The sequence below is a fragment of the Ottowia pentelensis genome (assembly GCF_964341695.1).
The window spans coordinates 1510525-1537356 of sequence record NZ_OZ224513.1 but is presented as its reverse complement, the minus strand read 5'-3'; the positions used below and the strand labels follow the sequence as shown (position 1 = coordinate 1537356).

The 26832-nt window shown below is 71.1% G+C and carries 26 protein-coding genes; 2 read left to right on the top strand and 24 right to left on the bottom strand.

All coding sequences use genetic code 11. The features are described from left to right. Positions 1-14 precede the first annotated feature (14 nt). From ACWHMB_RS07405 to ACWHMB_RS07315, 19 genes are all read right to left on the bottom strand, one after another. Positions 15-1346 carry an adenylosuccinate synthase gene (locus ACWHMB_RS07405; protein WP_377480370.1) on the bottom strand — a complete coding sequence of 444 codons (1332 nt, stop codon included), beginning with the start codon at positions 1344-1346 and terminating at the stop codon, positions 15-17. A 197-nt stretch (positions 1347-1543) separates the two neighbouring features. Beyond that, positions 1544-2701 carry an ATP phosphoribosyltransferase regulatory subunit gene (locus ACWHMB_RS07400; RefSeq protein WP_377480373.1) on the bottom strand — a complete coding sequence of 386 codons (1158 nt, stop codon included), beginning with the start codon at positions 2699-2701 and terminating at the stop codon, positions 1544-1546. A 106-nt stretch (positions 2702-2807) separates the two neighbouring features. After that, on the bottom strand, positions 2808-2999 hold the full coding sequence (locus ACWHMB_RS07395; protein WP_293220979.1) for a DUF2065 domain-containing protein: 192 nt from the start codon (positions 2997-2999) through the stop codon (positions 2808-2810). A gap of 19 nt (positions 3000-3018) precedes the next feature. Further along, a complete protein-coding gene (gene hflC, locus ACWHMB_RS07390) occupies positions 3019-3915 on the bottom strand; it encodes a protease modulator HflC (RefSeq protein ID WP_377480376.1) in 897 nt (298 codons plus the stop codon). Positions 3916-3935: 20 nt separating this feature from the next. Beyond that, a complete protein-coding gene (hflK, locus tag ACWHMB_RS07385) occupies positions 3936-5360 on the bottom strand; it encodes an FtsH protease activity modulator HflK (RefSeq protein ID WP_377480379.1) in 1425 nt (474 codons plus the stop codon). Beyond that, complete coding sequence (gene hflX, locus ACWHMB_RS07380) at positions 5357-6559, bottom strand: GTPase HflX (RefSeq protein WP_377480383.1); 1203 nt, start codon at positions 6557-6559, stop codon at positions 5357-5359. Before hflX ends, hflK begins: the two co-directional genes overlap by 4 nt. Positions 6560-6642: 83 nt before the next feature. Beyond that, a complete protein-coding gene (hfq, locus tag ACWHMB_RS07375; RefSeq protein WP_293223544.1) occupies positions 6643-6891 on the bottom strand; it encodes an RNA chaperone Hfq in 249 nt (82 codons plus the stop codon). Positions 6892-7017: 126 nt separating this feature from the next. After that, entirely contained in the window at positions 7018-8358 is a 1341-nt protein-coding gene (gene der, locus ACWHMB_RS07370) for a ribosome biogenesis GTPase Der (RefSeq protein WP_377480386.1), read from the bottom strand. Between the two features lie 19 nt (positions 8359-8377). Next, on the bottom strand, positions 8378-9523 hold the full coding sequence (gene bamB / locus ACWHMB_RS07365) for an outer membrane protein assembly factor BamB (RefSeq protein ID WP_447648490.1): 1146 nt from the start codon (positions 9521-9523) through the stop codon (positions 8378-8380). Continuing rightward, positions 9520-10197: a YfgM family protein gene (locus ACWHMB_RS07360; RefSeq protein WP_377480392.1), complete on the bottom strand. Its 678-nt coding sequence runs from the start codon at positions 10195-10197 to the stop codon at positions 9520-9522. Before ACWHMB_RS07360 ends, bamB begins: the two co-directional genes overlap by 4 nt. Before the next feature lie 17 nt (positions 10198-10214). Then, a complete protein-coding gene (gene hisS, locus ACWHMB_RS07355) occupies positions 10215-11522 on the bottom strand; it encodes a histidine--tRNA ligase (RefSeq protein WP_377480395.1) in 1308 nt (435 codons plus the stop codon). Between the two features lie 64 nt (positions 11523-11586). Continuing rightward, positions 11587-12852 (bottom strand): flavodoxin-dependent (E)-4-hydroxy-3-methylbut-2-enyl-diphosphate synthase, encoded by a 1266-nt coding sequence (gene ispG / locus ACWHMB_RS07350; protein ID WP_377480398.1) that lies wholly within the window; start codon positions 12850-12852, stop codon positions 11587-11589. 11 nt (positions 12853-12863) lie between these two features. Continuing rightward, entirely contained in the window at positions 12864-13817 is a 954-nt protein-coding gene (locus ACWHMB_RS07345) for a helix-turn-helix domain-containing protein (protein ID WP_377480401.1), read from the bottom strand. Beyond that, positions 13810-14634, bottom strand: a complete 825-nt coding sequence (gene pilW / locus ACWHMB_RS07340) for a type IV pilus biogenesis/stability protein PilW (protein ID WP_377480404.1) — start codon at positions 14632-14634, stop codon at positions 13810-13812. Before pilW ends, ACWHMB_RS07345 begins: the two co-directional genes overlap by 8 nt. Next, positions 14631-15800: a 23S rRNA (adenine(2503)-C(2))-methyltransferase RlmN gene (gene rlmN / locus ACWHMB_RS07335; protein WP_377480407.1), complete on the bottom strand. Its 1170-nt coding sequence runs from the start codon at positions 15798-15800 to the stop codon at positions 14631-14633. The genes pilW and rlmN overlap by 4 nt, the downstream gene beginning before the upstream one ends. A 27-nt stretch (positions 15801-15827) precedes the next feature. After that, the gene (gene ndk / locus ACWHMB_RS07330) at positions 15828-16253 is read right to left on the bottom strand and encodes a nucleoside-diphosphate kinase (protein ID WP_293221758.1); all 426 of its coding nucleotides are present in this window, start codon (positions 16251-16253) and stop codon (positions 15828-15830) included. Between the two features lie 78 nt (positions 16254-16331). Continuing rightward, a complete protein-coding gene (locus ACWHMB_RS07325; RefSeq protein ID WP_447648489.1) occupies positions 16332-17768 on the bottom strand; it encodes a pseudouridine synthase in 1437 nt (478 codons plus the stop codon). After that, positions 17765-18484 (bottom strand): SMC-Scp complex subunit ScpB, encoded by a 720-nt coding sequence (scpB, locus tag ACWHMB_RS07320; RefSeq protein WP_377480413.1) that lies wholly within the window; start codon positions 18482-18484, stop codon positions 17765-17767. The genes ACWHMB_RS07325 and scpB overlap by 4 nt, the downstream gene beginning before the upstream one ends. 144 nt (positions 18485-18628) lie before the next feature. Beyond that, positions 18629-19651 (bottom strand): RluA family pseudouridine synthase, encoded by a 1023-nt coding sequence (locus tag ACWHMB_RS07315; protein WP_377480416.1) that lies wholly within the window; start codon positions 19649-19651, stop codon positions 18629-18631. A 14-nt stretch (positions 19652-19665) separates the two neighbouring features. On the opposite strand from ACWHMB_RS07315, the gene ACWHMB_RS07310 reads away from it, so the two are divergent. Further along, a complete protein-coding gene (locus tag ACWHMB_RS07310; protein ID WP_377480419.1) occupies positions 19666-20469 on the top strand; it encodes an outer membrane protein assembly factor BamD in 804 nt (267 codons plus the stop codon). A 16-nt stretch (positions 20470-20485) separates the two neighbouring features. Here ACWHMB_RS07310 and ACWHMB_RS07305 read toward each other — a convergent pair whose 3' ends face one another. Further along, positions 20486-22474, bottom strand: a complete 1989-nt coding sequence (locus ACWHMB_RS07305; RefSeq protein ID WP_377480802.1) for an ATP-dependent DNA helicase — start codon at positions 22472-22474, stop codon at positions 20486-20488. A gap of 206 nt (positions 22475-22680) precedes the next feature. On the opposite strand from ACWHMB_RS07305, the gene ACWHMB_RS07300 reads away from it, so the two are divergent. Continuing rightward, complete coding sequence (locus tag ACWHMB_RS07300) at positions 22681-23481, top strand: PP2C family protein-serine/threonine phosphatase (RefSeq protein WP_377480422.1); 801 nt, start codon at positions 22681-22683, stop codon at positions 23479-23481. On the opposite strand, the gene ACWHMB_RS07295 is transcribed toward ACWHMB_RS07300, so the two are convergent. The 4 genes from ACWHMB_RS07295 to ACWHMB_RS07280 all read right to left on the bottom strand — a co-directional run bounded on the left by ACWHMB_RS07295 (position 23461) and on the right by ACWHMB_RS07280 (position 26828). Then, positions 23461-23871 carry a hypothetical protein gene (locus tag ACWHMB_RS07295; RefSeq protein WP_377480425.1) on the bottom strand — a complete coding sequence of 137 codons (411 nt, stop codon included), beginning with the start codon at positions 23869-23871 and terminating at the stop codon, positions 23461-23463. The two genes, ACWHMB_RS07300 and ACWHMB_RS07295, sit on opposite strands and share 21 nt — an antisense overlap. Then, entirely contained in the window at positions 23868-24980 is a 1113-nt protein-coding gene (gene zapE / locus ACWHMB_RS07290) for a cell division protein ZapE (RefSeq protein ID WP_377480428.1), read from the bottom strand. The genes ACWHMB_RS07295 and zapE overlap by 4 nt, the downstream gene beginning before the upstream one ends. Before the next feature lie 69 nt (positions 24981-25049). Beyond that, the gene (lpdA, locus tag ACWHMB_RS07285; RefSeq protein WP_377480431.1) at positions 25050-26477 is read right to left on the bottom strand and encodes a dihydrolipoyl dehydrogenase; all 1428 of its coding nucleotides are present in this window, start codon (positions 26475-26477) and stop codon (positions 25050-25052) included. 27 nt (positions 26478-26504) lie between these two features. After that, on the bottom strand, positions 26505-26828 hold the full coding sequence (locus tag ACWHMB_RS07280) for a PspC domain-containing protein (RefSeq protein ID WP_377480434.1): 324 nt from the start codon (positions 26826-26828) through the stop codon (positions 26505-26507). Positions 26829-26832: the final 4 nt, after the last annotated feature.

Genomic DNA, 26832 nt, shown 5'->3' with positions numbered 1-26832 from the left:
GATTTGACTTGAAATCAGTCGGCCAGGAAGGGGTGGTGCATCATGATGGTGTGCTCGCGGTCGGGGCTGGTGGACACCAGGTGGATCGGCACCCCGCAGGCGTGCTCGATGCGCTGCAGGTACAGGCGCGCCGCCACGGGCAGCTGCTCGTAGTCGGTCACGCCGACGGTGCTTTCGCTCCAGCCTTCCATGGTCTCGTAGATGGGCTGGCAGCGCTCGATCTCGTCGGCGCCCAGCGGCAGCAGGTCGATGCGCCGGCCGTCCAGCTCGTAGCCGGTGCACAGCTTGAGCTCTTTCAGGCCGTCCAGCACGTCGAGCTTGGTGATGCACAGGCCCGACAGACCGTTGACTTGGGCGCTGCGCTTGAGCAGCGCGGCGTCGAACCAGCCGCAGCGGCGCGGCCGCCCTGTGGTCACGCCCATTTCGGCGCCGACGGTGGCCAGGTGGTGGCCGACGGTACCGGGCGTCTGCCAGTCCAGCTCGGTCGGAAACGGCCCGCCGCCCACGCGCGTGCAATAGGCCTTGGTGATGCCCAGCACGTAGTGCAGCAGGCCGGGGCCAACGCCCGAGCCGGCGGCGGCGTTGCCGGCCACGCAGTTGCTGGAGGTGACGTAGGGGTAGGTGCCGTGGTCGACGTCCAGCAGCGTGCCCTGCGCGCCTTCGAACAGCAGGTTGGCGCCGCGCTGGTGGGCCTCGTTCAGCTCACGCGAGACGTCGGCGATCATGGGCCGCAAAAATTCGGCGTGGCGCATGGCCTCGTCGAACACCGGCTGGTAGTCGATGGCCGGCGCGCCCAGCAGCTGGGTCAGCACGTGGTTGTGCAGCTGCAGCAGCACCTTCAGCTTCTCGGCAAAGCGCTCGGGGTGGCGCAGGTCCTGCACGCGCAGCGCGCGGCGCGCGATCTTGTCTTCATAAGCCGGGCCGATGCCACGGCCGGTGGTGCCGATCTTCTCCAGCCCGCCCTGCTCGCGAAAGGCCTCGCGCGCCACGTCCAGCGCGGCGTGAAAGGGCAGGATCAGCGGGCAGGCCTCGGACACGCGCAGGCGCGAGCGCACCTCGACACCGGCCTTTTCCAGGCTTTCGATCTCCTCGATCAGCTTGGCCACCGACAGCACCACGCCGTTGCCGATGTAGCAGGTGACGCCGGGGCGCATGATGCCGCTGGGGATCAGGTGCAGCGCCGTCTTGACGCCGTTGATGACCAGCGTGTGGCCGGCGTTGTGGCCGCCCTGAAAGCGCACCACGCCCTGCGCGCTCTCGGTCAGCCAGTCGACCAGCTTGCCCTTGCCCTCGTCGCCCCACTGGGTGCCGACCACGACCACGTTGCGTCCGCTTGTCACACTCATTGCCTATCGCTCCAAAAAAATCCGATCGTCATTCGCCGCCCCGAAATGCCGTCCGCGGCCATTCCTCCCCAAGAGCCTCAAGGCCGCGGAGCATGCCACGCCAGCGATCGCCGTGGCCGGGGTTCCCACGGCGACAGGCGATGCCCCTTGAGGGGGAGGCGCAACATCGCGCAGCGAGTGAAGCAACGGGGTGGTCATCACAGGGCGACAACGGCCCAGCGCTCGCCATGCGGCACCAGCTCGCGGTCGCAGTGAAATTCGTCGAGCTCGCCGTCCTCGCCCGGCAGCACGCGCAGCACCGTCTCGCCTTCACGGCGCAGCGCGGCCACGGCGGCAGACAGGCCCGGCGCGTCGCCCCAGGGCGCGCGGATGGCGGCACGCAGGGGCTGCGGCGCGGCCGCGCGCACCAACTGCTTGAGGTCCAGGCTGAAACCGACGGCGGGCCGGTCGCGGTCGCGCTTGTGGCCGAACACCGCGCCCACGCCGTCGTAGCGCCCGCCGCGCAGCAGTGCGTCGCCCGCGCCCGCGGCGTAGACCGAAAAGCGCATGCCGCTGTAATAGCCCCAGCCGCGCGCGTCGGCCAGGTCGAAGCCGATGCGCACGCCTTCCAGGCGCTCGGCCAGCCACTTCAAGTCCGATAGCGCTGCGCGCACGTCGGGCAAGGGCTGCAGGGCTTTTTCGGCCTCATCGAGCACGCCGGCGTCGCCGTACAGCTGCACCAGGGACTGCAGGCCTTGGCGCACCGCCAGGGGCAGCGCAGCACTGGCCTCGGCCAGGGCGCTGGCGTCCTTGCTGGCCAGCGCGCGGTGGATGTCGGCGCGCTGCGCCTCGTCGCTCACGTCGGCCAGCAGGGCGCGCACGATGCGCGCGTCGGCCAGGTCCACGTTCAGGCCCTGCACGGACGCGGCGCGCAGGCAGTCCAGCGCCAGGCGCAGCACTTCGAGGTCGGCCTCGCGGCCGGCGTAGCCGTAGATCTCGGCGCCGAACTGCAGCGGCTCGCGCGTGGCGTGCGGGCGCTCGGGGCGGGTGTGCAGCACCGGGCCGCAATAGCACAGGCGGGTGACGGCGCCGCGCCCCAGCAGGTGGGCGTCGATGCGCGCCACCTGCGGCGTGGTGTCGGCGCGCAGGCCCAGGGTGCGGCCCGAGAGCTGGTCGACCAGCTTGAAGGTCTGCAGGCCCAGCGCCTCGCCGGTGCCGGTAAGCAGGGATTCGAGGTGTTCGATGAGCGGCGGGATCACCAGCTCATAGCCATAGCCGCGCGCGGTATCGAGCAGCGCGCGACGGAGTTCTTCGATGTGCCGGGCCTCGGAGGGCAGAACGTCGGCAATGTGATCCGGCAGAAGCCAGGCGGACATGGCAAGGCCTTGGCGGCGCTGTTGAAAACAGGATTCTACCGGGCGTGTGTCGCGCCCGTGGGTGCGGGGTGGCAGGCCCCGGCGCCGACGCCGCGCCGCGGTCGGGTCAGTCGGCGTTCAGGATCAGCAGCAGCAGGCCGGCCAGCAGCGCCAGCAGGCCGAAAAAGCGGATCTGCCCGTCGTGCAGCTGCAGCAGCTGCGTGAAGGCGCGCCGCCAGGCGGCGGGCGCCACCAGGGGCAGCAGGCCCTCGAAGATGAAGACCAGGCCCACGGCCGTCAGCAGGGTCTCGCCGCTCATGACGCGCTCCCTGCGCCCGTCAGCGCGTGCCCGCTGTCGGCGGCGCCTGGCGCAGGGCCTTGAAGAAGTCCGACGAGGCCGGGTCGACCACCAGCAGGTCGCCCCGCTTGCCGATGCTGGCCTTGTAGGCGTCCAGGCTGCGGTAGAACTCGGCGAACTGCGGGTCCTTGCCGAAGGCCTCGCCGTAGATGGCGTTGGCCTGGGCGTCGCCCTCGCCGCGCACCTTCTCGGCATCGCGCGCGGCGTTGGCCACCGTCACCTCGCGCTGGCGGTCGGCGTCGGCGCGGATCTGCTCGCCCTCGGCGGCGCCGGTGGAGCGCAGTTCGTTGGCCACACGCTGGCGCTCGGCCTCCATGCGGCGATAGACCGACTCGGTGATCGAGGCCACGTAGTCGGCGCGCGTGATGCGCACGTCCACGATGTCGATGCCCCAGGGCTTGGCGCCCTTGACGGCGTCGCTCACCTCGCGCTTGACGTCATTCATCAGGCTGTCGCGCTGCGACGCGATCAGCTCGCCCACGGTGCGGCGGTTGATCTCCTCCTGGAAGGCGTTGCGCACCACGCGGTTGAGCTGCAGCGCGCCCGCGGCCTCGTCCAGCCCCACGTTGCGGATGTAGGCCTGCGGGTCGGTGATGCGCCAGCGCACGTACCAGTCGATGACCACGCGTTGCTTCTCGGCGGTCAGCAGCGGCTCGGTGTCCATGCTGTCGAGCGTGAGCAGGCGCTTGTCGATGTAGCTGACGTTCTGGAACGGCGGCGGCAGCTTGAAATTCAGCCCCGGCTGGGTGATCACTTCCTTGATCTGGCCGAGCTGGTAGACGACGCCGAACTGGCGCTGGTCGACCACGAACAGCGTGGAGCCGAGCAGGCCCAGGACGACGAGCAGGGCAACGCCGAAAAATCCGATCTTGTTCATGAGCGCAGGGGTTTCATTTCTCAGCGGAAGTCGGCCGGACGGCTGCGCGCGTTGTCGCGGCTGCGGCCGTTGTCGTGGCTGCGGGTGTCGGTGGTGGGTGCCGGCGCGCTCGCGGGCGCGCTGCCCGATGCCGGCGCGCTGCTGGTGGCGGGCGCCGGCGCGGGGCTGCCGGCGGCCTGCATCAGCTTGTCCAGCGGCAGGTACAGCAGGTTTCCGCCGGCGCGGCTGTCCACCAGGATCTTGTTGACGCCACCATAGATCTGCTGCATGGCGTCGATGTACATGCGCTCGCGCGTGACCTGCGGCGCCTTGCGGTACTCGGTCAGCACCGACGAGAAGCGCTGCGAGTCGCCCTGCGCCTGCGCCACCACGCGCGCCTTGTAGCCCTCGGACTCTTCCTTCAGGCGCGCGGCGGTACCGACGGCGCGCGGCACCACGTCGTTGGCGTAGGCCTGTGCCTCGTTCTTGACGCGCTCGCGCTCCTGCGTGGCCTTCAGCACGTCGTCGAACGCGGCCTGCACCTGCTCGGGCGGGCGCACGCCGCCTTGCTGCATGTTGACGGCCACCACCTCGATGCCGACCTTGTAGCGGTCCAGGATGGCCTGCATGTGGTCGCGCACGCGCGGGGCGATCTGGTCGCGCTCGTCGGCCATGGCGTTGTCCATGGTCATCTTGCCGACCACCTCGCGCACGGCGCTTTCGGCCACCTGCACCACGGCGTCGTCGGGGTTCTTGCTTTCAAACAGGTACTCGCGCGCGTCGTTCAGGCGGTATTGCACGGCGAACTTGATCTCGACGATGTTCTCGTCGCGCGTGAGCATGGCCGACTCGCGCAGGCCGGTGGCCTTCATCACCGTGTCGCGCCCCACGTCGACCGAGCGGATCTGCGTCACGCGCACGGTTTCCTGGCGCTGGAACGGCCAGGGCAGGCGCCAGTTGAAGCCCGCGCCCACGGTGGAGTGGTATTTGCCGAACTGCGTGATGACGGCCTGCTGGCCTTCCTGCACGATGAAGAAGCCCGAGCCCAGCCAGATCAGCACGGCGATGGCCGCGATCACGCCGATGCCCAGTCCGGCATTCTTCATGTCGGGCTGAAAGTCGCCGCCGCCGCCGTTGCCGGAACCACCGCCGCGGCGGTTGCCGCCGCCGCCGTTGCCGCCGCGCCCGCCCAGCAGGCCGCCCAGCTTGCGATTGAAGTCGCGCCACAGCTCGTCCAGGTCGGGCGGGCCCTGGTTGGGGCCGTTGCCGCGCGGCGGCTGCGGGGGTGGAGGCGGTGGCGGTGGCGGTGGTGGCAGGGGCGAGGCGCGCCGGTCATCGGGGCGCGCGGGTTCGTCCGCGTTGGCGGGCCCGTCGCCGCGTCCCCACTGCGGGTCGTTCAGGTTGAACATGCCCCGGATCCGGCCCGGCCAACCTGCCGGACGCAAGGCATTGAAACGTGAGCTCATTCGTCGATTTCTCGGCTGTTCATCCATCCATTGTGCCCAATCGCATCGGCGCCCCCCGCGGGTGCGGTTTTGCGCGCCTGCACTGCGACCTGCACGCGGCGCGCCAGTTCCCCGCGCAGCGGCCCCAGGCCCTCGCCGGTGCGGGCGCTGACAAAAAAACGTGCCAGCGGCTGGCCGGCGACCTCCATCACGTCCTGCAGCGCCGCCGGCTGCTGGCCGGCGGGCAGTGCGTCCAGCTTGTTGAACACCACCAGTTGCGGCACGCCCTCGGCGCCGATCTCGTGCAGCACGCGCTGCACCTCGGCCATCTGTTCGGGAAAGGCCGGGTTGGCGGCGTCCACCACGTGCAGCAGCAGGTCGGCATCGGCCGCCTCCTGCAGGGTGGCCTCGAAGGCCTCGACCAGGCCGTGCGGCAGATCGCGAATGAAGCCCACCGTGTCCGACAGCGAGGCCGAGCCCGCCGCCTCGCCCAGATACAGCTGGCGCGTGGTGGTGTCCAGCGTGGCAAAGAGCTGGTCGGCCGCATAGGCGCGCGCCTTGACCAAGGCGTTGAACAGGCTGGACTTGCCGGCGTTGGTGTAGCCCACCAGCGAGATGTTGAAGGTCTGGCGCCGCTCGCGCTGGCGCCGCTGGGTCTGGCGCTGGCGCTTGACCTTGGCCAGCCGCTCCTTGGTGCGCTTGATGGCCTCGCCGATCATGCGCCGGTCCAGCTCGATCTGCGTCTCGCCCGGGCCGCCGCGCCCGCCGATGCCGCCCTGCTGGCGCTCCAGGTGCGACCAGCGGCGCACCAGGCGGGTGCTGAGGTATTGCAGGCGCGCCAGCTCGACCTGCAGCTTGCCCTCGTGGCTGCGCGCGCGCTGGGCGAAGATTTCGAGGATCAGCAGCGTGCGGTCGTTGACCGGCAGGCCGATGGTGCGCTCCAGGTTGCGCTGCTGCACGGGCGACAGCGCCTGGTCGAACAGCACCTCCTGCGCGCCCTCGGCGGCGGCCAGCAGGCGGATTTCGTCGGCCTTGCCGCTGCCCACGAACAGGGCGGCGTCGGGCGCGGGGCGCTTGCAGGTCAGGCGCGCCACCGGCTGCATGCCGGCGGTTTCGGCCAGCAGGCCCAGCTCGACCAGGTCGCGGTCGAAGTGCGGTGCGCCCAAGTCGACGCCGACCAGGACGGCGGCGGTGCGGGGCGCGGCGGAGGCGGGTGACAACGTCGGGTGCAGCGGGACGGTCGTTGCCGGTCTGCTACAAAACAGGAAGCTGCTTGCGCAGGCCGGACAACGTCAAGACGCGGTTATTGCTCGGATTCGGGGGTTTCGGCGGCGGCGCTGAAATTGACCGCGCGGCCGGGCACGATGGTTGAAATGGCGTGCTTGTAGACCATTTGTGTCACCGTGTTGCGCAGCAGCACGACGTACTGGTCGAAGGATTCGACCTGCCCTTGCAGCTTGATGCCGTTCACCAGATAAATCGACACCGGAATGTGCTCCCGGCGCAGGGTGTTCAGAAACGGGTCTTGTAGGAGTTGCCCTTTGTTGCTCACGATATTCTCCGTGTTTCGTTCGGAAGTGAAAGAGGATGGAAGTTACCACATGGGGGCAAGCTTGGCGAACTCAAGGGTTGCCGCGCCCCAATGGGCCGATGGCGCCGGCCGGCCCGGCGCGGCGCCCTACGCGTCCTTGTCGGCGTAGGGGTTGTGCGCCGTCTTCATCTCGATGCGCAGCGGCGTGCCGACCAGGTCGAAGGCCTTGCGAAAACGCCCCTCGAGGTAGCGCTTGTAGACCTCGGTGACGCCTTCGAGCGAGTTGCCGTGCACCACGATGATCGGCGGGTTCATGCCGCCCTGGTGGGCGTAGCGCAGCTTGGGGCGGTACATGCCCGAGCGCTTGGGGGTCTGGAACTGCACCGCCTCCTGCAGCACGCGGGTGAGCTGGGGCGTGGGCAGCTTGCGCATGGCCGCCTGGTGCGCCTGCGTGATCGACTTCCACACCGGGCCCAGGCCCTGGCGCTTTTGCGCCGAGATGTAGTGGATGTTGGCGAACTTGAGGAAGCCCAGCCGCGCCTCGATGTCGCGCTGCACCCATTCGCGCCGATAGGCGTCCACCGCGTCCCACTTGTTGACGGCCAGCACTACGGCGCGTCCGGCCTCCAGGATGAAGCCGGCGATGTGCGCGTCCTGGTCGGTCACGCCCTGGGTGGCGTCCAGCAGCAGCAGCACGACGTGGGCCGACTCGATGGCCTGCAGGGTCTTGACGACCGAGAACTTCTCGATCGCCTCGAACACCTTGCCCTTGCGGCGCAGGCCGGCGGTGTCGATCAGCGAATATTTCTGCCCCCCGCGCTCGAAGGGCACGCGGATGGCGTCGCGCGTGGTGCCCGGCAGGTCGAAGGCCACCAGGCGCTCCTCGCCCAGCCAGGTGTTGATGAGGGTGGACTTGCCGACGTTGGGGCGCCCGGCCACGGCCAGACGGATGCTGCCGTCGTCCTCGGCCGCCTCCTCGTCCTCGGCCGCGGGCAGGGGCAGCGCGTCCAGCGCCAGCTCCAGCATGCCGCGCACGCCCTGGCCGTGCGCGGCCGACACCGGCACCACCGCGCCCAGGCCCAGCTCGTAGAACTCGGCCAACTGGGCGCCCTCGGTCATGCCCTCGGCCTTGTTGGCCACCAGCAGGCAGGGCTTGCCCAGGCGGCGCAGGTAATTGGCGATGTCGTGGTCCTGCGCCGACAGGCCGGCGCGCGCATCGACGATGAAGACCACCGCGTCGGCCTCGGCCACCGCCTGGCGCGTCTGCTTGGCCATTTCCTTGTAGATGCCCGACTCGGCCGTGGGCTCGAAGCCGCCGGTGTCGATCACGATGTACTCGCGCGCGCCCAGGTGGCCCTGGCCGTAGTGCCGGTCGCGCGTGAGGCCGGCGAAGTCGGCCACGATGGCGTCGCGGCTCTTGGTCAGCCGGTTGAACAGCGTGGACTTGCCGACGTTGGGGCGGCCCACCAGGGCCAGGACGGGTTTCACGCGCGGCGCCTTGGCTCGATCAGTCCGGACGGTAGGCGTAGACGCCGCCGGCGCGCGTGACCACCACCAAGGTGTTGCCCGCGGCCACCGGCGTGGCGGCGATGCCCGAGCCGTCGGTCGTCAGGCGGTCGAGCGCGCTGCCGTCCTGGCGCGACAGCAGGTGCACCAGGCCGGTGCTGTCGCCCAGCACCACCGAGCGGCCCAGCACCAGCGGGCCGGTCAGCTCGCGCCACTTCAGGCGTTCGGTCTGCCAGGCGCGCTCGCCGGTGGCGGCGGTCCAGGCCATCACCGAGCCGTCGGCCTCGGCGCCGTACAGGTTCTTGTCGTCGCTGGCCAAGCCCGTGGCGCCGTTGGCCGGCTTGCTCCAGCGCAGGTTGCCCTGGGTGGTGTCGACGCAGCCGACGGCGGTCTGGAACGCGCGCGCGCAAACCACCGGCCCCTCGCGGCCGACGCCGGCCGCCAGGTCGACCAGGCGCTCGACGTCGTTGGTGCCGCGCGCGGCGGCAATCGGCGCTTCCCACAGCACGCGGCCCTGGTCTGGGTCGACCCCCACCAGGCGCCCGGCCAGCCCCGCCACCAGGGTGTTGCCCACCGGCAGCAGCACGCCCGCCTGGCGCAACACCAGGGGCTCACTCTGGCGCTCCAGGTTCCACAGCTTGGCGCCATTGCCGCCGTCCAGCGCGGTCAGCGAGCGGTCGGCACCCAGCACGAACACGCGCCCGCCGGCCACCAGCGGCGCGGTGTAGCTTTGCGTGGGCAGGCGATGGCGCCACAGCACGCGGCCACCGGCCAACGCCACCACCTCGTTGGCGCGCGTGACCACGGCGGCCGTGCGGCCGTCGCCGCCGACGCCGGCGCTCAGGGGCGCGCCAACGCTGGCACGGCCCAGTTCGGCGCCGTTGCGGGCGTCCAGCGTCACCACCGTGCCGTCGCTGCTGGCCAGCAGCACCTGGTTGCCCAGGGTGTGCACCTGCAGCGGAAACGCGATCGGCCCCAGCGTGACGTGCCAGGCCTGCCGCACGCCGATCAGGTCGACGTTGGGCGGCAGCTCGGCCGGCTTGGGTCGCGGCGAGCCGCTGGCGCAGCCCACCACCAGCGCGGCGGCGGCCAACAGGGCCAGCAGGCCCGTCGGGCGGCGCGCGCCGGACGTCGAGGGCCGGCTCACGAGGCCGCTCCCGCCGTGGCGGCGCCGGCCTCGGGGTCGATGCCCAGCGCGTTCAGCTTGATCGCCACCAGGCGCCGGTAGTCGCCGCGGTCGGCGCCCAGGCCCTGGTAGGCCTTGCCGAATTCGGCCGCGGCCTCGGTGCGCTTGCCCTGCAGCAGCAGCACGTCGCCACGGCGGTCGGCGGCCAGCGGCACGAAGGCGGCGGGAAAGCTGGCCGACAGGGTCTTCAGCGCCTCGTCGTAGGCCTTCTCGCCGGTCTGCAGCGAGGCCAGACGCAGGCGCGCCACCGCCTGCAGGCCGTCGTCGGGCGCCTTGTCGGCCACCCAGGCCAGCGCGGCACGGGCCTCGGGGGCCTTGCCCTTTTCATCCAGCACCTTGGCGGCCAGCAAGGCGCCCTGCGCGGCATAGGCGGTGCCGCCGAAGCGGTCCTTGATGTCGCCCAGCACGCGCTCCAGGTGCGCCACGTCGCCGGCGTCGGCGCTGCGCTCCAGCTCGGAATACAGCGCCGAGGCCAGCGCGCCCTGGCGGCGCTGCCAGTAGTTCCAGCCGTTCCAGGCCGCGTAGGCGCCCAGCGCGACGATCAGCACCCAGGTGATGAGGTTGCCCCAGGTGTTCCAGTAGTGGCGCAGCTGGTCGAGTTGTTCCTGCTCTTCGAGGTCGAGATGTTTGGCCATGGGCGGTCAGGTTCGGGTCAAGCGGGGGATTTTAGGGCGTCGGCCCAGGCGGCCGGATCGGTCAGCGACTGGCGCTGCTGCGCGCCGGCGCCGTCGCGCAGGGCCTTGACGGTGACTTGGCCGGCGGCGATTTCGTCGGCGCCGAAGATGAGCGCGAAGCGCGCGCCCGAGGCGTCGGCCTTCTTGAACTGGCTCTTCATGCTGCCCAGGCCGGCCTCGCCGCCGGCGTGCATCTGCACCGCCACGCCGCGCGCGCGCAGCGCCTGCAGGCAGGGCATGGCGGCGGGCACGCTGGCGGCGTCGGGCAGGATGGCGTAGGCGTCGGGCACGGGCTCGGGCACCCGCACGCCCTCCTCGCCCAGCAGCTCCAGCACGCGCTCCACACCCATGGCCCAGCCGACGGCCGGCGCGGGTTTGCCGCCGATCTGCTCGATCAGGTAGTCGTAGCGCCCGCCGCCGCAGATGGTGCCCTGCGCGCCCAGGCTGTCGGTGATGAACTCGAACACCGTGAGGTTGTAATAGTCCAGCCCGCGCACCAGGCGCGGGTTGATCGAATACGGCACCCCGGCCGCGCGCAGCACGGCCTGCACGGCCTCGAAGTGCGCGCGCGAGGCCTCGCCCAGGTGGTCCAGCAGGCGCGGCGCGCCGTCGACCAGGGCCTGCATCGCCGGGTTCTTGGTGTCCAGGATGCGCAGCGGGTTGCTGTGCAGGCGCCGGCGCGCGTCCTCGTCCAGCTGCCCGGCATGCGCCTCGAAGTATTCGATCAGCGCGGCGCGGTGCGCACGGCGCTCGTCGGGCTCGCCCAGGCAGTTGAGCTCCAGCCGCCAGTGCCGGATGCCCAGCTGCGCCCACAGGTGCACGGCCAGCAGGATCAGCTCGGCGTCGACCTCGGGGCCGCCGAAGCCCAGGGCCTCGGCGCCGATCTGGTGGAACTGCCGGTAGCGGCCGCGCTGCGGGCGCTCGCGCCGAAACATCGGGCCCATGTAGTACAGGCGCTTGCCGCCGTCGTACAACAGGTTGTGCTCGACCACCGCGCGCACCAGGCCCGCCGTGTTCTCGGGGCGCAGGCTCAGGTGGTCGGCCTTGCCGTGCTGGTCGGGCCGGTCCTCGAAGGAGTACATCTCCTTCTCGACCACGTCGGTGACCTCGCCCAGCCCGCGCGTGAACAGCTGCGTGTGCTCCATGATGGGCGTGCGCACGTTGCGGAAGGCGTAGGCCGCCATGGCCTGACGCACCTGGTCTTCCAGCCACTCCCAGCGCGCGGACGCGGGCGGCAGGATGTCGTTCATGCCCTTGATGGCGGCGATGCGGGTGGGTGCGGACATACTATCGTTATGATAGCTGTTCGCGCTTGACTGACAAGCGCTACAGCCTTGTTTGACTTGATTTTCAGGCGGCCGGGCCGCCGCCGAAGCGCCGCTCGATGTAGCGCTCGACGAGCTGGTGAAACTCTTGCGCGATGTGCTCGCCGCGCAGCGTCACCGCCTTCTGGCCGTCGATGTACACCGGCGCGGCCGGCATCTCGCCCGTGCCGGGCAGGCTGATGCCGATGTCGGCGTGCTTGCTCTCGCCCGGGCCGTTGACGATGCAGCCCATCACCGCCACGCGCAGCGCCTCGACGCCGGGGTACTTGATGCGCCACACCGGCATCTGCGCGCGCAGGTGGTCGTCGATCTGCTTGGCCAGCTCCTGAAACACCGTGCTGGTGGTGCGCCCGCAGCCGGGGCAGGCGGTGACGCTGGGCACAAACTTGCGCAGGCCCAGCGCCTGCAAAATCTCGCTGGCGATCACCACCTCCTGCGTGCGCGACTCGCCCGGCTGCGGCGTCAGACTGACGCGGATGGTGTCGCCGATGCCCTCCTGCAGCAGGATGGCCAGCGCCGCGGTCGACGCCACCGTGCCCTTGGTGGCCATACCCGCCTCGGTCAGGCCCAGGTGCAGCGGGTAGTCGCAGCGGCGCGCCAGCTCGCGGTAGACCGCGATCAGGTCCTGCACGCCGCTCACCTTGCACGACAGGATGACCTGCGCCGGGTCCATGCCCAGCTGCACGGCCTGCTCGGCCGAGCCCAGCGCCGACTGGATCAGCGCCTCGTACATGACCTGGCGCGCGTCCCAGGGCTCGACGCGCCGGGCGTTGTCGTCCATCAGGGCGGCCAGCAGGTCCTGGTCCAGGCTGCCCCAGTTGACGCCGATGCGCACCGGCTTGTCCCACCTGAGGGCCGCCTCGATCATCTGCGCGAACTGGGTGTCGTGCTTGGCACCCTTGCCCACGTTGCCGGGGTTGATGCGGTACTTGGACAGCGCCTGCGCGCAATCCGGAAACTCGGTCAGCAGCCGGTGGCCGTTGTAGTGAAAGTCGCCCACCAGCGGCACGTCGCAGCCCATGCGGTCGAGCCGCTCGCGGATCGGCGCCACCTGCGCGGCGGCCTCGGGCGTGTTGACGGTGATGCGCACCAGCTCGCTGCCGGCCACCGCCAATTCCTTGACCTGGCGCGCGGTGGCCGCGGCATCGGCGGTGTCGGTGTTGGTCATCGACTGCACGCGCACCGGCGCGTCGCCGCCCACCGTCACCACGCGCGCACCCCAGGCCACGCGCGCCTGGCGCGAGTGGCGCGCCGCCGGCTGCGCCACGGCAATGGCCTGCGGGACTGTCACGGCTTGATCCATCACTTCACCTGAAAACGCGCCACCGTGCTGGGGCCGAGCGAGCGGATGTCGAACGGCTGGCCGCGCACGCTGGCCTGCACCATGTCCTTGCGCCCGATGGTGACCGACAGCGGCAGCGCGCCATCCAGCGTCACGCTTTCGCCCGCCTGCAGGGCGCGGTTGATCAGTTGCTTGCCGTGCGCGTCGTGCACCGTCACCCAGCTCTCGCCGCTGGCGGCGAGGCTCAGGGGTGCGGCGCTGACCGCGGGCGCGGAGGCCGCGGCCTCGGGCGGCGGCACGGGCGCAGTCGCCGCCGCCGGCGCTGCGGCTTCGGCGACGACCGGAGCCGCGGGCGGCGCCGGCGGCTCGGCCGGCACCGGCTCGGCGGCCGCCGTCGGGCTCTCGGCGGGGTTCGCGGCCGCGACCGGGGCCGGCTCGGGCTCGGTCAGACGGATCGGCCAGGTCGGCCACAGCCACAGCAGGGCGGCGCCCAGCAGCAGTACGGCGATGACGACCAGCAGCGGACGCGAGAAGGCGCTGGACCAGGCGGCCGAGCCACCTTCGCTGGCCGCATGAAACGGTGCGTTGACCTCGGACGCCGGCACGCGCAGGCCCGGCGCGGCGGCCGGCATGAGGGCCAGCACCGGCGCCGGATCGACCCCGAAGGCGCGGCAGATGGCCGAGGTCAGTGCGCGCGCGAAGGTCATGTCGGGCAGTTGGTCGAAGCGGTCGTGCTCCAGCGCCTCGATCTTTTGCAGCGACACCTTCATGGCGCTGGCCAGCACGCCGGCGTCGACCCCGGCGGACTCGCGCATCTGGCGCAGCATGGCGCCGGCCGTGGCGGGGGCGCTGGGGGCGGCGGACCGCTCCAGCGGCGCCGGCCGCGTGGCCTCCAGCGGGGCCGGCCGGGTGCCGTCCAGGGATGCGGGCCGCGTGGCCTCGATCGGGCCGAAGCCGGACGGGCGTTCACTCATCGAAACGCCCCCGCTCGTAGGAAATCAGCTCGTTGGAGGCCGGAAAGCGCCGGCGCAGCTGGCCGGCCAGCTGCTCCATGGCCTTGCGGTCGTTCAGGCGCTGCTCGACCTTGATGCCCAGCCACAGCGACTGCGCATTGGCCAGCTCGCTGTTGTTGAGCCGGCGGATGTAAAAGCGCGCGCGCTCGTTGTCGCCGCGCTGAAACAGCAGCAGCGCCAGGTTGTAGGCGGTGACGGGGTTGCCGGCGTCGAGCTCGTAGGAGCGCATCAGCGTCGCCTCGGCCTGCCGGGCCTGGCCGGCGCGCGCCTGGCAGATGCCCTGCACCATCAGCGTGTTGGCACGGCCCAGGTAGGCCGGCACGGCGACGGCGCGCTCGAACAGGGCCTGCGCCTCGGCGTAGCGGCCGGTCTGGCACTGCAGCCAGCCCAGGTTGTGCATGGCGTTGGCGTCCTGCGGGTCGAGCTCGAGCGCGCGGTTGAAATGCGTGAAGGCGCGCGCGTTGTCGCCCATGGCCGCGTAGATGCTGCCGGCCACGTCGTAGGCCTTGGGGTAGCTGGGGTCGGCCTGCAGCGCCGCCTTGACGGCCTCCAGCGCCACCGGGTATTGGCCGTTTTCGTAGTAGCCGCTGGCCAGCGCCAGATGGGTTTCGGCACGCCGGCGCGCGGCGCTGTCGTCCATGTGGGTCGCCAGCTCGGTGGGCGCGGCGCCCGCGCCGCCGCCGGGGGCGGCACAGCCGGCCAGCAGCGCCGATCCGGCCAGGGCCAGGGCGGTCAGGGCCAGCGAAACGCGGGGGCGGCGCGGCGGCAAGGTCTTCATCCGGTCTTTCCTTCGGGTGCGGCACCCACGGCGGGCGCGTCGGCGCGCCGGCGCGTGTAGCTGCGCTGGCGCGCCATGCGCTCGTGCACGCGGGTGCGGTCCTTCACATCGCCGGCCAGCTGGCCGCAGGCGGCGTCGATGTCGTCGCCGCGCGTCTTGCGCACGGTGGTGACCAGCCCCGCGTCATTGAGCAGCTTGCCGAAGGCCAGCACGCGCGGCATCGGCGAGCATGTCAGGCCCGACTGCGGGAACGGGTTGAACGGGATCAGGTTGAACTTGGCGCGCAAGCCCTGCGCGCCATGGCGGCGCATCAGCGCGATCAGGGCCTGGGCGTGCTGGGGCGTGTCGTTGACGCCGTCGAGCATCACGTATTCGAAGGTGATGAAGTCGCGCGGCGCATGCGGCAGGTAGCGCGTGCAGGTGGCCAGCAGCTCGTCGATCGGGTGCTTGCGGTTGAGCGGCACCAGGTGGTCGCGCAGTTCGTCGTCGGGCGCGTGCAGCGACACCGCCAGCGCCACCGGGCAATCGCGCGCCAGCCGGTCGATCATGGGCACCACGCCCGAGGTCGACACCGTCACGCGCCGGCGCGACAGGCCGTAGCCGTGGTCGCTGAGCATGGTGCGCAGCGCGGGCACCACGCGGTCGTAGTTTTGCAGCGGCTCGCCCATGCCCATCATCACCACGTTGGTGATAACGCGCTCGGTGCTGCCCAGGTGGCGGCGCAGGAAGTGCTCGGCAAACCACAGCTGGGCCACGATCTCGCCCGTCGTCAGGTTGCGCGAAAAGCCCTGGTGGCCGGTGGAGCAAAAGCGGCAGCCGACGGCGCAGCCGGCCTGCGACGAAATGCACAGCGTGCCGCGGTCATCCTCGGGGATGAAGACGGTCTCGATGGCGTTGCCGCCGCCGACGTCGAACAGCCACTTGATGGTGCCGTCCTTCGAGATGTGCTGCGTGGTGACGGCGGGCGCCGCCACGTGGGCGCTGCCGGCCAGCTTGTCACGCAGCGACTTGGCCAGATCGCTCATCTGGCCGAAGTCGGCCACGCCGCGCTGGTGAATCCAGCGAAACAGCTGCGTGGCGCGAAAGCGCTTTTCGCCCAGCGTCTCGCAGAACGCGGCCAGCGCGTCCAGGTCGAACTCGAGCAGATTGACGCCAGGATGGGACATGCCAGCGGGCTCGCGCCCTGCGCCGCTTCAGCGGCTGTAGATGCCCATGCCGGAAAAGAAGAACGCGATCTCGACCGCGGCGGTCTCGGGCGCGTCGGAGCCGTGCACGGCGTTGGCGTCGATCGAGTCGGCGAAGTCGGCGCGGATGGTGCCCTTGTCGGCCTTCTTGGGGTCGGTGGCGCCCATCAGGTCGCGGTTGCGGGCGATGGCGTCCTCGCCTTCCAGCGCCTGGATCATCACCGGGCCGGAGATCATGAACTCGACCAGGTCCTTGAAGAAGGGGCGCTCCTTGTGCACGGCGTAGAACTGCTCGGCCTCACGGCGCGACAGGTGCTGCATGCGGGCGGCGACGACCTTCAGGCCGGCGGCCTCGAAACGGGCGTAGATCTGGCCGATGACGTTCTTGGCGACGGCGTCGGGCTTGATGATGGACAGGGTGCGCTGGATGGCCATGAATGACAGGTTCCTGATATTGAAACGAAATGATTTTTTGCTGAATGAACAAAGCTTTTGATTTTAACGCGCGCACCGTCAGCCGGCCGGCCGACCGCCGCCGGAGCCCCGGCGCGGACCCCGAGGCCCCCCCGTGCCCGGTGCACGCGGGCCCCGGGCGTCGCCGCCACCCGGCCCGCGCGTGCCCCGGGCCGCGCCGGGCGCACCGGACCGCGCGCCCTTGAAGCCGCCGGCACCCGGGCCGCCCGGGCGCGGGCCACCCCGGTTGGCGGGTGGGCGATAGCTGTCGGCGCCGATGTAGCCCTGCGAGGTGCGCATCGGATCGGGCTGGCCGTCGCCGCGGCCGCGCGCCGGCGACGGGCCCGGCGGGCCGGCGCGGCGCGGGCGCGGCGCCGGTGGCCGGGCGCCGGGCGCCATGTTGGGCCGCGGGCCGCTGCCACGGCCCCGGTTGGCGCGCCCGCCGCGGCGCGGCGCGTCGGCGCGGCCCGGCTGCGGCTCGTGCGCGCCACGCAGCACGTGCTCGGGCGTGCCCGAAGCCTCGCCCAACGCGCGGATGTCGCGCTCGCCCAGCTCCATCCACTGGCCGCGGCGCAGGCCGCGCGGCAGCAGCATGGCGCCGTAGCGGATGCGGATCAAGCGGCTGACGGCGTGGCCCACGGCCTCGATCATGCGGCGCACCTCGCGGTTGCGGCCCTCGCCGATGGTCACGCGGTACCACTGGTTGGCGCCGTCGCCCTGCCCTTCGGCGGTGATGGCGCTGAACTGCGCCAGGCCGTCGTCGAGCGGCACGCCGTCCAGCAGGCGCTGCCTCTCCTCGTCGCTCAAGGGCCCCAGCACGCGCACGGCGTATTCGCGCTGCAGCCCGAAGCGCGGGTGCATCAGGCGGTTCGCCAGTTCGCCCGAGGTGGTGAACAGCAGCAGCCCCTCGGTGTTCAGGTCGAGCCGGCCCACCGACTGCCACTTGCCCTGCGGCAGGCGCGGCAGCTTGCGAAACACCGTGGGGCGGTTGCCCGGGTCGTCGTGCGTGACCACCTCGCCCACCGGCTTGTGATAGGCCAGCACGCGCGCCGGCGGCGGCGCGATGCGCACGCGGATCGGCTTGCCGTTGAGCTTGACCTGGTCGCCGAACTGCACGCGCTGGCCGATGTGCGCCGGCTGGTTGTTGACCGTGATGCGGCCCTGCAGGATGAGCTGCTCCATCTCCAGCCGCGAGCCCAGGCCGGCCTGCGCCAGCACCTTGTGCAGCTTGGGCTGCTCGGGCTGCGGCAGCAGCACGCGCTTGGGTGGCGCGGCGGGCGCGTCGGCCTGCGCGTCGAAGCGGCCCGACACCAGGTCGTCGAAGGCCACCGGCGCGTCGTCCCCGCCGCCGCTCGCCGGACTCTCGGGCTCTCCTGATTCGATAACTGATGGCGCTTGATCGACGGGGGCTGGAGCCTGATTTGGCTCAAATTCCGGTACCGGTGGCGGCGCGGCCGGCCCGTCGCCGGGTGGCTGCTGGGGCTCTTGCGGGTTCATGGCGTGGGGCTTTCCTCGGTGTCGTCTTCGGCGGCCACGGGCGGTGCGGCGTCGGCGTCCACCATGGGGGCAGCCGCTTCATCTCCGGTCACCGGTTCAGGCTCGGGTGATGGCGCGGCGACCTCCGCGTCCTCGGCCTGCCCGGCGGTCGGGACCGGCGCCTCGTCGCCCGCCAGGGCCTCGAACATGCCGGGCACGGGCTCGGCGGCGTCTTCCAGCACGGGCAGCTGATCGAGCGACTGCAGGCCCAGGTCGTCGAGGAACTGGCGCGTGGTGGCGTACAGCGCCGGGCGCCCCACGGTCTCGCGGTGGCCGATGACCTCGACCCAGCCCCGGTCTTCGAGCTGCTTGAGCAGCAGCGAGTTGATGGTGACGCCGCGGATGTCCTCCATGTCGCCGCGCGTGACGGGCTGGCGGTAGGCGATGATGGCCAGGGTCTCCAGCGTGGCGCGGGTGTATTTGGGCGGCTTTTCGGGGTGCAGGCGGTCGAGGTATTCGCGCAGCTCGGGCCGGCTCTGAAAGCGCCAGCCGCTGGCCACCGGCACCAGTTCGACGCCGCGCAGCGCCCAGTCGTCCTGCAACTCCAGCAGCAGCGACTTGAGGGTATCGGGCCCCAGCTCGCCGGCAAACAGCACCTGCAGCTCGCGCAGGGACATGGGCTGCTGGGCGCAGATCAGGGCGGTTTCAAGAATGCGCTTGGCGTCCGCGGAAGTCACGGCTTGGGTCTCTTTGACAGGGCGCGCCGGGGCAGGCGCGCGGTGCGGGCCGCAAGACCCGAAGGGACGGACCTGGCGCGCGCGAGGCGCCAGGCTGGCGTCGAACGGAACGCGGGATGGCCCACTGCGGCCGCTGGCGCGTCGTCAAGCGGGGATTGTAAGGCCCCAGGCCGCCAGCGCCGCGGCCAGATCGAGCGGCAGCGGCGCCACGACATCGAGCGGCGCGCCCGTGATCGGGTGCGCCAGCGACAGCCGCCGCGCGTGCAGCGCCTGGCGCGTCAGGCCGGCCGCCGGCGCGCCGCCGTACAGCGCGTCGCCCACCAGCGGGTGGCCCAGGTGCGCCAGGTGCACGCGAATCTGGTGCGTGCGGCCGGTGCGCAGCAGGCAGCGCAGCAGGCAGCCCGCATCAAAGTTGGCCAGCCATTCGCAGCGCGTCTGCGCCGCCTTGCCAGGGTGGCGCGCCAGATCGACCACGGCCATGCGCAGGCGGTTGCGCGGGTCGCGCCCGATCGGGGCGTCGATCTCGCGCGCGGGCGGCCCCTGCCAGGGCCGGTGCGCCAGCGCCAGGTATTCGCGGTGCACCTGGCGCGCGCCGATCTGCGCCACCAGCGCGTCCATGGCCGCGCGCGTGCGCGCCACCACCATCAGGCCGCTGGTGTCCTTGTCCAGCCGGTGCACGATGCCGGCGCGCGGCAGCTGGCTTGCCCGCTCGTCCCGCGCCAGCAGGGCGTTCAGCAAGGTGCCGTTCCAGTGGCCGGGCGCGGGGTGCACCACCAGGCCGGCGGGCTTGTCGATGATGGCCAGATGCTCGTCCTGGTAGGGCACGACCAGGTCCATGGCCTGCGGCACGAAGGCCTGGCTCATCGGCGTCGGACGCAGCTCGATGGCCAGCACGTCGCCGGCGCGCAGCTTGTGCGCCGGCTTGGTCACCGGCGCGCCGTTCAGGCGCAGCGCGCCGGCGCCCACCAGCTGCTGCAGGTAGCTGCGCGAGAACTCGGGCAGCTGCGCCGCCAGCACGCGGTCGAGCCGCTGGCCGTGGCCGTCGGCCGGCACCGTCAGGCTGCGCGTTTCCTGCTCGGCACCCGGCTCGCCGGCGTCGTCCTCGGCGCCGGTTTCCGGGCCGTCCGCGAAGGGGGTGGCCGATATAATCGAAGGAGCTTGACTCAACAGGATTGCCCGCAATGCAACGTGCCCGATTATCGGCGGCGACGGCAGCAGCCGTGATGGCAGCCAGCCTGCTGGCGGCCTGCGCGTCCAAGCCGGTCGACAAGACCGCGGGCTGGAGTCCCAACCGCATCTACGCCGAGGCCAAGGACGAGCTCGACCACGGCGCCTACGACAAGGCGGTGCCGCTGTTCGAGACGCTGGAAGGCCGCGCCGCCGGCACGCCGCTGGCGCAGCAGGCGCAGCTGGACAAGGCCTATTCGCAGTTCAAGGACGGGCAAAAGGCCGAGGCCATCGCCACGCTGGACCGCTTCATGCGCCTGCACCCGGCCAGTCCGGCGATCGACTACGCGCTGTACCTCAAGGGCGTGATCAACTTCAACGACGAGCTGGGGTTGTTCTCCTTCCTGTCGCGCCAGGACCTGTCCGAGCGCGACCAGAAGGCCGCCAAGCAGGCCTTCGAGTCCTTCGACGAGCTGGTCAAGCGTTTTCCCGATTCGCGCTACACGCCCGACGCCAAGGCGCGCATGCGCTACACCGTCAATGCGCTGGCGCAGTACGAGGTGCACGTGGCGCGCTACTACTACCAGCGCGGCGCCTACGTGGCGGCCGTCAGCCGCGCGCAGCAGGCCATCAAGGACTACCGCGACGCCCCCGCGCTGGAAGAAGCGCTCTACATCCTGGTGCGCTCCTACGACAAGCTGGGCATGACCCAGCTCAGCGACGATGCCAAGCGCGTGCTGGAGCAGAATTATCCGCACAGCACCTACCTGGCGCGCGGCTTTCAGGGCGACAACAAGCCCTGGTGGCAGCTTTGGTAGTCGGGCGCTGAAGCCGTCAGAACGGCGGCTCTTCCAGCAGCGCGTTTTGCGCCGCGGCGGTGTCGCCGTCGACCGCCAGCTCATCCAGCGCCGCATCGAAGTCCTCGCGCCCGGCCAAGCGCCGCATCGGCGGCAGCGCGGCCAGCAGCCGGCGCCCATAGCCCATGCTGGCCAGGCGCGGATCGCAGATCGCCAGCACGCCGCGGTCGCTTTCGCTGCGGATCAGCCGCCCGGCGCCCTGCTTGAGCGCCACCGCCGCCTCGGGCACCGAGTAGCTTGAAAACGCGCTGCGCCCGGCCGCCTCGATGCGGCGGCAGCGCGCCTCGACCAGCGGATCGCCCGGCGGCGGAAACGGCAGCTTGTCGATCACCACCAGTTGCAGCGCGTCACCCGGCAGGTCCACCCCTTCCCAGAACGAGCCGGAGCCGACCAGCACGCAGCCGGGCCGGCCCGGCGCACCGGCCTGGCGAAAGCGTGCCATCAGCTCGCGCTTGGGCAGGCTGCCCTGCACCAGCACCTCGATCCCGCTGGCCGCGTCGAAGCGCTGGCGCAAGGCCTCGTCGACGTCGCGCAGCGCGCGCAGCGTGGTGGTCAGCACCAGGGTGCGCCCGCCCAGCCGCTGCGCGCCGTCGCCGGCCAGCTGCGCCACCTGCAGCGAATGCGCCGCATCGCCCGGCCGCGCGCCCTGCGCCGGCACGTAGAGCGCGGCCTGTCGCGCATAGTCGAAGGGGCTGTCCACGCGCAGGATGTCGGCCTGCTCCAGACCGCAGGGCTGGGTGAACCAGGACAGGCGCGCGTCGTCGCCCAGGGTGGCCGAGGTGAAGACCCAGGCGCGCGTGCGCTCTTGCGCGTCGGGCGCCGGCGCGGTTGACGTGGGTTCTTCGGCGCCGCGCTCGGACTGGGCCTTGCCCAGAAGCCGCGTGTGCACCGCCTCGGCAATGTCCAGCGGCGATTCGCGCAGGCGCAGGGCGGCGCCGACGTCCACCCAGCGCACCAGGGCCGGATCGCCGGGCGCCTGGAAATGCGCCGCGCGCTCGCCCAGCAGCGCCACGCGCTCGTGCAGGCGCCGCAGGTCCGGGCTTTGCTCGTCCACCGCCGCCAGCGCGTCGGCGGCGGCGGTCAGCGCCGCGCCCACGCGCGCCAGCGCGGCCTGCCAGGCGGCGGCATCCACGTCGTCGGGCGTGGCCTCGCCCCAGCGCAGGCGGGTGTTGCCGCGCGCCGGCCCGCCCGTCAGGCGCAGCTCGCGCGCGGCCTGCTCCACGCCGGCGGACAGCGCGTTCCAGTCGGCCTGGCCGCGGGCGTGCTTGAGGCCCGCGGCCAACAGGTCGCGCGCCAGGTCCAGCAGCTGACCGGTACCCAGCTGCTGGCCCAGAAACTGGATGCCGATCTCGTTGAGCTGATGGGCCTCGTCGAACACCACCACGCGCACCGTGGGCAGCAGCTCGGCCATGCCCGACTCGCGGATCGCCAGGTCGGCAAAGAACAGGTGGTGGTTGATGACCACCACGTCGGCGGCCAGCGCCTCGCGCCGCGCCTGGTTGACGTGGCAGGCGCGAAACTGCGGGCAGTCGGCGCCCAGGCAATTCTCGCGCGTGCTGGTCACCAGCGGAATCAACGGCGAGCGCTCGTCCAGGCCGGGCAGCTCGGCCAGATCGCCGGTGCGCGTGGTCTTTGCCCAACGCTCTATTTTCGATAGCGTCTGGCGCAGATGCGGTGCCGGCGAATCGATGTTTTGGCTCGCCTGTTCCAGTCGGTGCAGACACAGGTAGCTGCCGCGCCCCTTGAGCAGGGCGGTGCGCATCGGCACCCCCAGCGCCTGCGTCAGCAGCGGCAGGTCGCGCCCGTGCAGCTGGTCCTGCAGCGCCTTGGTGGCGGTGGACAGCAGCACGCGCTCGCCCGACAGCAGGGCCGGCACCAGGTAGGCGAAGGTCTTGCCCACGCCGGTGGCGGCCTCGGCCACCAGCACGCCGCCCTGCGCCACGGTACGCGCCACCGCCGTGGCCATGCGCAGCTGGCCGGCGCGCGGGGCAAAGCCGGCCGCGGCGCGGGCCACCGGGCCTTCGGGCTCGAAGGCGGCCAGCACGGCATGTTCCAGCGGGAGGGGCGAATTCACGGAATCGAGCGACAACGAAGCACAGCAGCGGCCGGCGGGCGCGCCGACATCTCATAATACGGCGTCGCCAGCCACGGCAGCATCAGGGGAACACACGCATGGACAAGGGCTACCGACTCAGCGCCGCCACCGGTCTGCACAAGGGCGACCGCGATTACCAGCAGGACCAGGTGGCCCTGCTCACCCACCCGCGCGCCAGCGGCTGCCTGCTGGGCGTGGTGGCCGACGGCATGGGCGGGCGCACCGGCGGGCGCAAGGCGGCCGACCAGGTGCTGCTGACGGCGCGCCAGCTGTTCGAGCGCTACGACCCCGACACCGACGACGCCGCCGCGCTGCTGCGCCAGATCGGCCAGGAGGCGCACCTGGTCATCAAGCTGACGGCCATCGCCGCCGAGCAGGAGCCGCACAGCACGATGGCGCTCTTCTTGCTGAACCCCGGCGGCGAATGCCACTGGCTGCATTGCGGCGACTCGCGCATTCACCACTTTCGCGGCACGCAGCTGGTGCGGCGCAGCACCGATCATTCGTACGTGCAGACGCTGGTGGCGCAGGGCCAGCTGAGCGAGGAAGAAGCCAACGACCACCCGCAGTCCAACGTGCTGACCTCGTGCCTGGGCACCGAGCCCGAGCCCACCTTCACCGCGCAGTTCATCCCGCGCCTGCAGATCGGCGACACGCTGCTGGCCTGCTCGGACGGCGTGTGGCATTACTTCAACACCGAGGAGCTGGGCTCGGTGCTGAACACGCTGAACCCGCGCGAGGCCAGCGAATTCCTGATCGAGAAGGCCCGCCAACGCGCCAACGGCGTGGGCGACAACCTGTCGCTGGTGATCCTGAAGGTGGAGCCGCCGGTGGAGACCAAGCCGACGCGGCGCTCCTCACTGGCGTCCTTGAACTGACGGCGACGGCGCGGCCGGCGCCGCCTTCTGCCCGATTTCGCGCAGGCGCTCGGCGGTGCGCCGCTCGCGCTCCAGCGCGTTGAGCTGCAGGTCTTGCTGGCGCAGCGCATCCAGCGTGCCGCGGCGCTGGCGCTTGGCCGCGCTCAGGCAGTCGTTGACGGCAAAACGGCGCCAGCACACCAGTTCCTCGTCGCGATAGTGCTGCTGGGCCGCCTCGCGCTGCTGCGCCAGGCGCGCGCGCTCGGCCTGCAGCCAGGGGCCGAAGGGCTGGTCGGCCGGCGCCTGCAGCTCCACGGACGAGACGGCCGGCGCCGCCGGCAAGGGCCCTTGCGCGCAGCCGCCGGCCAGCAACGGCAGGCCCAGGATGAAAGGCAGGACGGCCCGGTTCATGTGAGGTGCGTGTCCACCGTGCGGTGCGGTTCGGCCAGATATTCGAGCGACTGCATCTCGGCCAGGCGCGAGACGGTGCGCGGAAACTCGTGCACCAGCGGGCCTTCGGTGTACAGCCCCTCGGGCTCGACCTCGGCCGACATGATCAGCTTGACGCGGCGGTCGTACAGCACGTCGATCAGCCAGGTGAAGCGCCGTGCCTCGGACGCCATGCGCACCGGCATGTGCGGCACGTCGGACAGCAGCACGGTGTGGAACTGGCTGGCGATCTCCAGGTAGTCGTTTTGCGAGCGCGGCCCGCCGCACAGGGTGCGAAAGTCGAACCACACCACGCCGCCGGCGCGCCGGCGCGCGCGGATCTCGCGCGCCTCGATGCGCAGCACCGGGTCTTCGTCGGGCCCGCTGGCCAGGCGCTCGAAGGCCGCCGTCATGGCGGCGTCGGCGGCCGCGCCCAGCGGCGTGTGATAGAGCTGCACGTCCTGCAGCGTGCGGTGCCGGTAGTCGACGCCGTTGTCGACGTTGACGACCTCCATGCGCTCGTTCAGCAGCTCGATGGCCGGCAGGATGCGGTCGCGGTGCAGGCCGTCGGGGTACAGCTCGTCGGGCTTGAAGTTGCTGGTGGTGACGAAGCCCACGCCGTTGTCGAACAGCGCCTTCAGCAGGCGATACAGGATCATCGCGTCCGTGATGTCGGCGACGTGGAACTCGTCGAAGCAGATCAGCTTGAAGCGCCGCGCCATGCGCCGGCCCAGCTCGTCCAGCGGGTTGACGGTGCCCTGCAGGGCGGCCAGCTCGCGGTGCACCTCGCGCATGAACTCGTGAAAGTGCAGGCGCGTCTTGCGCTTGATCGGCACCGCCTCGAAGAAGCAGTCCATCAGGAAGCTCTTGCCGCGCCCCACCCCGCCGTACATGTACACGCCCTTGGGGATGTCGGGGTGGTTGAAGAGCTTTTTCAGCGCGTTGGAACGCCGGCTCTTGTAGGCCGCCCACTCGTCGGCGCAGCGCTGCAAGGCGCCCACCGCGCGCAGCTGCGCGGGGTCGGCGTGGTAGCCGCGCGCGGCCAGCTCACGCTCATAGGCGGCGCGCACGGCGCTCACGACGGCATCCATGAACTATTGTTTTAATAGCTGTCCGCGCTTTCTACACGCGGGCTGGCGGTCAATTTATCTTGAAATCGATCAGAAATTGAGCGTGCGCTTGTCCACCGCCAGCGCCGCCTCCTTGGTCGACTCGCTCAGGGATGGGTGGGCGTGGCAGATGCGCGCGATGTCCTCGCTGCTGGCACGGAAGGCCATGGCCACGCAGGCCTCGGCGATCAGCTCGCTGGCCTGGGGGCCGACGATGTGCACGCCCAGGATTTCATCGCTCGCCGCGTCGGCCAGGAACTTGACCATGCCCGTGGTGTCGCCCAGCGCGCGCGCGCGGCCGTTGGCCATGAAGGGGAAGGTACCGGCCCGGTACTTCACGTCCGCGGCCTTCAGCTGCTGCTCGGTCTGGCCGACCCAGGCGATCTCGGGATGGGTGTAGATCACCCAGGGCACCAGGTTGAAGTCCACGTGGCCGTGCTGGCCGGCGATGCGCTCGGCCACGGCCACACCCTCTTCCTCGGCCTTGTGCGCCAGCATGGGGCCGCGCACCACGTCGCCCACCGCCCACACGCCGGGCAGGTTGGTGCGGCAGTCGTCGTCGACCAGCACGTCGCCGCGCTCGCCCAGCTTCAGGCCCACGGCCTCGGCATTCAGCCCCGTGGTATTGGGCACGCGGCCGATGGAGACGATCAGCTTGTCCACCTCGAGCGTCTGCGCCTCGTCCTTGGCGTTGGCGTAGGACACGGTGACGCCCTTCTTGCCGGCCTTGACCTCGCCCACCTTCACGCCCAGCTCGATCTTCAGGCCCTGTTTGTCGAAGGCCTTGCGCGCTTCCTTGGCGATCTGCTCGTCCACCGCGCCCAAAAACGTCGGCAACGCTTCGAGCACCGTCACCTCGGACCCCAGGCGGCGCCACACGCTGCCCATCTCCAGGCCGATCACGCCCGAGCCGATCAGGCCCAGGCGCCTGGGCACCGCGCCAATGGCCAGCGCGCCGTCGTTGCTGAGAATGCTTTGCTCGTCGAACGGCGCGCCCGGCAGCGCGCGCGCGCTGGAGCCGGTGGCGACGATGATCTGCTTGCCCACCAGCGTCGCGGGCTTGTCGCCGGCCACGGCAATCTTATAGCCGCCATCGACGGCCCTGGCGAATGAACCGCGGCCGTGAAAGAACGTCACCTTGTTCTTCTTGAACAGGTACAGGATGCCGTCGTTGTTTTGCTTGACCACGGCGTCCTTGCGGCCAATCATGGTGGCCACGTCCATCTTCAGGTTGCTCAGGCTGATGCCGTGCTCGCCGAAGTGCTTGCCCGCCTGCTCGAAGTTCTCCGAGCTTTGCAGCAGCGCCTTGGACGGGATGCAGCCCACGTTGGTGCAGGTGCCGCCCGGCGCGGGGCCGCCGGCGGCGTTCTTCCACTCGTCGATGCAGGCCACGTTGAAGCCCAGTTGCGCCGCGCGGATGGCCGCGATGTAGCCGCCGGGGCCGGCGCCGATGACGATGACGTCGAATGATGTGCTCATGATGTTGGGTGAGTTGGGGTGCCGCGCCTATTCGGCCGGCACGAAGATCCACAGCAGAAGATAAACGACGATGCCGGCGCCGCCCAGCAGGGTCAGCACCGCGAAGATCAGGCGCCAGACCCAGCTGTCGAGGCCGGTGGCCCGCGCCAGGCCGCCGCAGACGCCGCCGATCCAGCGGTCGCCGGTGCTGCGCCGCAGGCGGTTGACGGCATCCAGCGCGGGCGGCGGCAGCGGCGGCGGTGGCGCCTCCGGGCCCAGCAGCCGTTCCTTGGCGCGCGCGAACTCGGCGTCGCTCAAGGTGCCGCGCTGGCGCAGCTCATCGAGTTTGCTGAGTTCGTCGGCGATCGACATGGCA